At 61.4% G+C, this 2,459-nt stretch carries 3 protein-coding genes; all 3 read left to right on the forward strand.

What is annotated here, in order from left to right:
* A partial coding sequence (locus E3T24_RS12055; protein ID WP_134434659.1) for a DDE-type integrase/transposase/recombinase occupies window positions 1–593 on the forward strand: 593 nt, incomplete at its 5' end.
* 318 nt (window positions 594–911) lie between these two features.
* Window positions 912–1,778 (forward strand): DNA/RNA non-specific endonuclease, encoded by an 867-nt coding sequence (locus E3T24_RS12060; RefSeq protein ID WP_134434660.1) that lies wholly within the window; start codon window positions 912–914, stop codon window positions 1,776–1,778.
* Between the two features lie 99 nt (window positions 1,779–1,877).
* The gene (locus E3T24_RS17415; RefSeq protein ID WP_166789207.1) at window positions 1,878–2,030 is read left to right on the forward strand and encodes a hypothetical protein; all 153 of its coding nucleotides are present in this window, start codon (window positions 1,878–1,880) and stop codon (window positions 2,028–2,030) included.
* Window positions 2,031–2,459 lie beyond the last annotated feature (429 nt).

Raw genomic sequence — 2,459 nt, forward strand, 5'->3', positions numbered from 1 at the left:
GGGACATCTCGAAGCTCAAGGGCCCGGCCAAATGGTCATACTTCCACTTGTATACGATTATCGACATTTACTCCCGGTACGTCGTCGGCTGGATGGTCGCGACCCGGGAGTCCGCCGAGCTGGCTGAGCGGCTCCTGCTCGACACGATCGAGAAGCAGAACATTCGCCGCGATCAGCTGACGATCCACTCCGACAATGGGTCCTCGATGGCGTCGAAACCCGTAGCGTTTCTACTCGCCGACCTGGGCGTGACCAAGTCGCACTCCCGCCCGCACACGAGTAATGACAATCCATTCAGCGAGTCGCACTTCAAAACTTTGAAGTACCGGCCCGAGTTCCCCGATCGGTTCTACAGCCTCGCCGAGGCACGCTCATTCTGCACCGAATTCTACGGCTGGTACAACGGTGAACATCGCCACTCCGGCATCGGAATGCACACCCCGTTCAACGTNGCTCGCGCCCGCGTTCTCAGGAACGCCTATACCAAGCACCCTGAACGCTTCGTTCGGAAGCTCCCGCAACCGCCAACATTCCCGACGACGACGTGGATCAACGAACCCGAAAAGGAAGGAACGAACTCAATGACCGCCTAAGGAAACTGACTCACATAGGTTGACATCTTCCGACTGCCCACCCGCTTCTTGAGGCTGCGGGAATAGGGCGTGTGTTTGCACGTACGGTGTCGATGCGCGATGAGAGGGCTCAACTGCAACCATTTTGTCTCATATCTCTAGAGATACGAGGCGTCTCGTCGCGGACACGTCCGCGGGAGGCTGGGTCGCGGAGTTCCGCTGGTCGGCGATTCTCTTAACTACGTCTCGTAAGCAATCGGCTGGGTTGGCGCGTGCCTGGTTAGTTGTGAGACACCTTTCGGTGGCCTGAATGTCGGCTTCGACTGCTTAACTGTCGACATGGACGCTGCGACATTCTCTCCTGCTGGTTACAACCCCGATTTCCTGGAGCTGCCCCTGCGGCTTCCCGCACCTGCCGAGGCCACAACCGTTCGCGACCTGTCCTACACACACTTCACCGTGTCACTGGACCCTGTCCGGCGCCTTGCCCTCGCGACTGGCGTCAACATCGACGGTAACCAGCTGGTTGACGTTGACCGAGGCGATGACTGGCACCTCGACTCGCGCATCCCCCTCGAGGAACAGACCGGGGAGGCTGTCTACGCGAAGAACGACCTCGACCGCGGACATCTCGTCCGCCGACGAGACCCGGTTTGGGGCGATGCCAAGACTGCCAGACAAGCCAATGCCGACACCTTTGCCTACACAAACGCCGCCCCGCAAGCCGGGGAATTCAACCAATCGAAAGAGCTCTGGCTCGGCCTCGAGGACCATGTCCTCACCTACGCACGGACAAACAAAAACCGGATTAGCGTCTTCACCGCGCCCGTGCTCTCAACTGATGATCCGGTGTACCGCGGCGTCGGGATCCCTCAATCCTTCTGGAAGATCGCGGCGTGGGCCACCACGATGGACGGCTCCACCCGGCTGCGCGCTGCCGGGTTCGTCCTGGACCAAAGCCCCCAGTTGACCGACATTGACCTTGACACCGCACGCGCTCAAGCTCTCGTCGCTGGCACTCCCCCGCCGCTCGGTCCGTACCGGACCTACCAGGTGCCTATCGCGGACATTGTCAGACTCACCGGACTCAACCTGGACGCTCTGGCCGAGGCGGATGTCGTGACGCCCGTGCGCGCGATCCGGGAAGACGCCGCCCTTCGAAAGCTGTGGGTTGAGCTGATTGGACTATCAGTGGTCCGCCTCTAGCCGCACTGGTGTGCAGGCGTTCTTCACTCCAATGTCTGTGCCTCTCTCTACGCTTGGAATTGCCGCACCTCGCGGCGAAACCACGGCAAGGAGCTTGAAATGCGCGTACCTCCGTACCACTCCACGAATGCAACCGATCCCGACGTGCACCACACTCACGACAACTGCCCCAGCGGACAGCAGATCCCCGCCTATAACAAGCGGCCCGGCACCAACAACTGGCCGCTATGTAAGCACTGCGCCGGCATGTGATCGAAAGGGGAGGTATCTCAAGTACCTCCCCTGAGATCCCTCAGGGATCTTGGCGCCCCAGCCGCCAGTACTTCGCCACCCACCTTTCCGCTCGCTGGCCTCGACCTCGCGCGACGCGCCAGTTAGACCTCGGGCGGCCGAGATTTCGTTTTCCCGGTCAGCTTCGCACCGTCGGGTCCCTACGTGTCAGGGTGAGTTGAGGCCAGTAGCTCAGAGCAAGTCCGCCGTTTGACGTAGGGCGAGAATCAGGAAGTCCCACCATGTCCAGCCCATCGTTGATCGCCGTGCGCGACGATAGTTCCATGATGAACAGCAGTCCCGGCCCCCGCGCGGGCGGCCCCACGCCCCGGCGGTCGTTCACGCCGAAGCAGAAACTCGACCACCTCGCCGCCTACGAGGACGCCATCTCGCGGAACGGGGGCGGCGCGT

The organism is Cryobacterium sp. TmT2-59 (assembly GCF_004403545.1).
GTDB classification, from domain to species: domain Bacteria; phylum Actinomycetota; class Actinomycetes; order Actinomycetales; family Microbacteriaceae; genus Cryobacterium; species Cryobacterium shii.